This is a genomic window from Escherichia sp. MOD1-EC7011, assembly GCF_002965005.1.
In the GTDB taxonomy this organism is placed as follows: Bacteria; Pseudomonadota; Gammaproteobacteria; order Enterobacterales; family Enterobacteriaceae; genus Escherichia; species Escherichia ruysiae.
The window spans coordinates 1-3,397 of sequence record NZ_PTRD01000081.1; the positions used below are offsets into that span (position 1 = coordinate 1).

Sequence of the window (3,397 nt, forward strand, 5' to 3'; positions counted from 1 at the left end):
TTAGTTTTGCAAAAAATAGTTGTAAAAAAGATAATATATATAAATGATAGAATTATCGATATTGAATCATTTAATTTTTCATACCACGGAAATACGAATGGATAAAGTAGCAGCCGAGCCGTTACCATTTCAATAATATTATTAGGATTATAGCCATAGTCACCAAGTCCGCCAGAGCCGTTGAGTCGAGGAAGTATAAATAAAGCTAATATGACCATGGATATTGCTAAAGGTAGCATATCCTTAATTAAAATATATTTATTTTTAACATTCAACAAATTGAATGAATAATAAACTCCTACAATTATAAATACGACTGGGTTTGTTGCGGCAGTTAACCAGATCATCATGTCAATAATAAATTTAGCATTTTTTTATTGACGTACTCTCTCTGTATAATAAGAGCACTTGCTATAGCTGGCATATAAAAACCAATTTGTAACAAATGACCGATATTTTCAGATTGAGAATGGCCTAAAGGCAACAAGAGAGTTGTGAAATATACTAAAATAGCAAATAATGGATTGGATATTTTAATAATCAAATGGAAAGCCATAACGGCCATTAGGCTATAAAAAAGATATGATACTACAGCTATAGATTGCGGAAGAAGTAATAATGGACTCCCGCTTATAATACTGCTGATTGATGTTGATACAAACAAAAAGAAAATATTAAAGAATACAAAATAATCTTCTCTGGCATTAATGAAGGTTTCTAGCCAACCATGACTCAACGCATTAGCAATCCAGACACCATCTTCCGCATAAATCCAGGGGGTGATTATCGGAGTCGTATAACGTATAGCCAAAATTATCATGCCAAAAATTGTTAAAATAATATAACTGCTGATATTTATATTTCTCATTTCCATTTTTCCTGATTATAAAATCCCAAACACGCTTTAAATAAGACAATCAGTACGGAAAAGTTTCCCTTTATTCCATTTATTTTTGTAGGTACTTCACCTTTAGGATAACGACGAATGGTTGGAATTTCTAAGCAACGATAACCAAGTTGTGGGACTCGGTATGAAAGATATGCCAGTAGTTCATAAGATGAGAAAATATCACGGAACGGTGCAACACGCTCGTCAAGCAGCATTTTTCTACTATACCCCCTAAATCCTTGAGTAGTATCTGTCCATTTAAATCCTGAAAAGAAACTAATCATAGGCGCGTGGATAAAACGTATTGCAATATCTCGGGTGAGAGGGGTATTTTCTGCTACACCTCCAACGAGGAAACGAGATGCCTGGACGAAATGCACTCCATCTTTTAGAGCTGTGATAAATTGTGGAATAGCCACAGGATCATCTTTGTCATTTCCATCAATAGTCACAATGCCTTCATAACCTTGCTCAAGAGCAAAAGCGTAGGCACATCTTAGCTGTGCGCTTAGCTTACCTCGTGCTTTTTTAAGTATTAAACCGCGAACGCCTTTTTCCTGTAGGATATTGGGATTCAGAGAACCATCGGTGCTGCCACCATCAATAATAATTATATCCGCATAAGTTGATACATTTATGGCAGCCATTCTTGCTAATAGGTTATGTATACGATTGCCTTCGTTAATTACGGGGATAACGACGCAATAATTGTGTTTTTTACCAAGCCACATTTGGTTTTCATAGGCAGGGACTTGCCATTTGGCGCGAAGTGTTTGAGATATAGATTCAGTCATAATGTTTACTTAACTTTAAGGGTAATAAGGGCGACACCACTCATCACCAACAGAATTCCAGTAACGGTAGACCAGTAAACTGGTTCTCGGAAAATAACGACAGAGAATAATGCGACACAGGCAATTGCACCAGAGGTCAGTATTGGGTGTGCTACATTCAAAGGTAAAAATGCCAGTGTAACAGCATATAACAAAAAGGCAATTCCATATAGAAATATTCCTAACCATAATGGCCAATTTGCAAGCGCAGCAAGAGGTTCAGCCAGACTTGGGAGCCTTCTGGGAGGGGTTATTGCTAATTTTATAAGAACACTGGCCGAGGCATTAGAAAATATGCCAAGAATCAAAATGAGCCACTTCATGCTATTCCCTCTTTCTACTGACGATAATGAGAAATTGCGAAATCAAGAGCATCCTCAATAGAGGAAAGCGAATGTTTATTTTGGGGGGCGAGCATTTCAATTGTTGCAATTGAGTTCGGTAATGCGTGATAGAGAGCATTAGCAATATGTGTATGATTCGCACCGCTATAGCCTAAAGGAGCCAGATCTGGTTCACTGATATGAATGTGACCTATAATGTCAGCGTTTTGCTGAAGGATATCATTAATATTTTCTTTGTTAATTATGATGGCACCAGTATCCAGCTGCATTTTAATTGCTGGGTGATTTACTTGCCGAACAACAAAAGCAGTTTCAGCACTGTTAATCATAAAATTTGCCCCGTAACAGACTGGGTTTGGTTCAAGGCAAAAATAAGCGCCTTCTTGCTGCGCAATATCACCAAGATGATTAAAGAAATTTATTGCAATTTCAAGAGTGATACTATCAGATAATCCTTTCCGGTCGCGGTTTTTAGGTGATCCAAACACTAATGCTGGAATTCCTAAACCGGCAGCAATACGACTGATAGCCTGTAAGTGAACCAACATTCTTTTTTGTACTTCGTTGGTTGAAAAAAGATTTAACCCTTGGGTTCCAAATAATAGTGATTGCATACCAACTAATGAAATTCCATTATCATGCCAGTAATTACGAACGGCAAATATTTCGTGTTCACTTGCGTCTAACGGATTGGAGAAGTATTTTCCAGGGATAATATCTATTGCATCAATCTGTCTGGAATGTAGTAGGTGACAGATAGAATCATCATTAGTTATATTCCAGGCTATACCTGAGAGTGAAAGTCTCATTTTAATTACTGCCTATTTCAGATTGTGCATAAGCGCGTATTGCCATCAATGATTCACGACGGTTATACTGATAGTCATGGTCGTTAGTAAATAGGTGACTATGGCAACTTTTCATATCGTAATATCCAGGTTTATCCTGAATGTGATTGCAAAACTCGAAGCCAAAGCTATGTTGTGCTATATCAGCGACGCTTATGGGTGCCGCAGTCAAATGTACCAGCGATAATTTATGTTGTAGCGCAATGTTAATGTCATACCACAAGTTTATCATCGGGTAAAATTGAAAAACACTACGACTTTCAATTTGAAAAATATTATTTTTATGCAAAAAATCATAGATAATATTTTTTTTGAGACCTGGCCCAACGAGGCCTGGTAATCGTACAATTAGATTGTCAGGGAATTGTTTGCTCACAAATTGTTCTAAATAATATCTGTGTGCACCATAAGCATGTAATCCTTCTGTTTCGATTGATGTAGTCTCATCAACATTAACTGGATCTTTAAAGACATCTACAGTAC

Annotated in this window: 5 protein-coding genes; all 5 read right to left on the minus strand. The window is 36.9% G+C overall.

The features are described from left to right. Positions 1-346 precede the first annotated feature (346 nt). Positions 347-868 (minus strand): hypothetical protein, encoded by a 522-nt coding sequence (locus tag A7098_RS24360; protein WP_301005572.1) that lies wholly within the window; start codon positions 866-868, stop codon positions 347-349. Beyond that, on the minus strand, positions 865-1,683 hold the full coding sequence (locus A7098_RS23500; protein ID WP_032225838.1) for a glycosyltransferase family 2 protein: 819 nt from the start codon (positions 1,681-1,683) through the stop codon (positions 865-867). Before A7098_RS23500 ends, A7098_RS24360 begins: the two co-directional genes overlap by 4 nt. Positions 1,684-1,688: 5 nt before the next feature. Then, on the minus strand, positions 1,689-2,045 hold the full coding sequence (locus A7098_RS23505; protein WP_000871577.1) for a multidrug efflux SMR transporter: 357 nt from the start codon (positions 2,043-2,045) through the stop codon (positions 1,689-1,691). A gap of 14 nt (positions 2,046-2,059) precedes the next feature. Further along, positions 2,060-2,875, minus strand: a complete 816-nt coding sequence (locus A7098_RS23510) for a TIM barrel protein (RefSeq protein WP_105281504.1) — start codon at positions 2,873-2,875, stop codon at positions 2,060-2,062. A 1-nt stretch (position 2,876) separates the two neighbouring features. Continuing rightward, positions 2,877-3,397, minus strand: a 521-nt coding sequence (locus tag A7098_RS23515) for a pyridine nucleotide transhydrogenase (RefSeq protein WP_105281505.1), incomplete at its 5' end; no start/stop codon positions are given.

What these genes read in the sequence shown, in the direction of transcription:
- A7098_RS24360 (WP_301005572.1), bottom strand. Translation starts at nt 868, where the DNA reads ATGAGAAATATAAATATCAGCAGTTATATTATTTTAACAATTTTTGGC.
- A7098_RS23500 (WP_032225838.1), bottom strand. Translation starts at nt 1,683, where the DNA reads ATGACTGAATCTATATCTCAAACACTTCGCGCCAAATGGCAAGTCCCT.
- A7098_RS23505 (WP_000871577.1), bottom strand. Translation starts at nt 2,045, where the DNA reads ATGAAGTGGCTCATTTTGATTCTTGGCATATTTTCTAATGCCTCGGCC.
- A7098_RS23510 (WP_105281504.1), bottom strand. Translation starts at nt 2,875, where the DNA reads ATGAGACTTTCACTCTCAGGTATAGCCTGGAATATAACTAATGATGAT.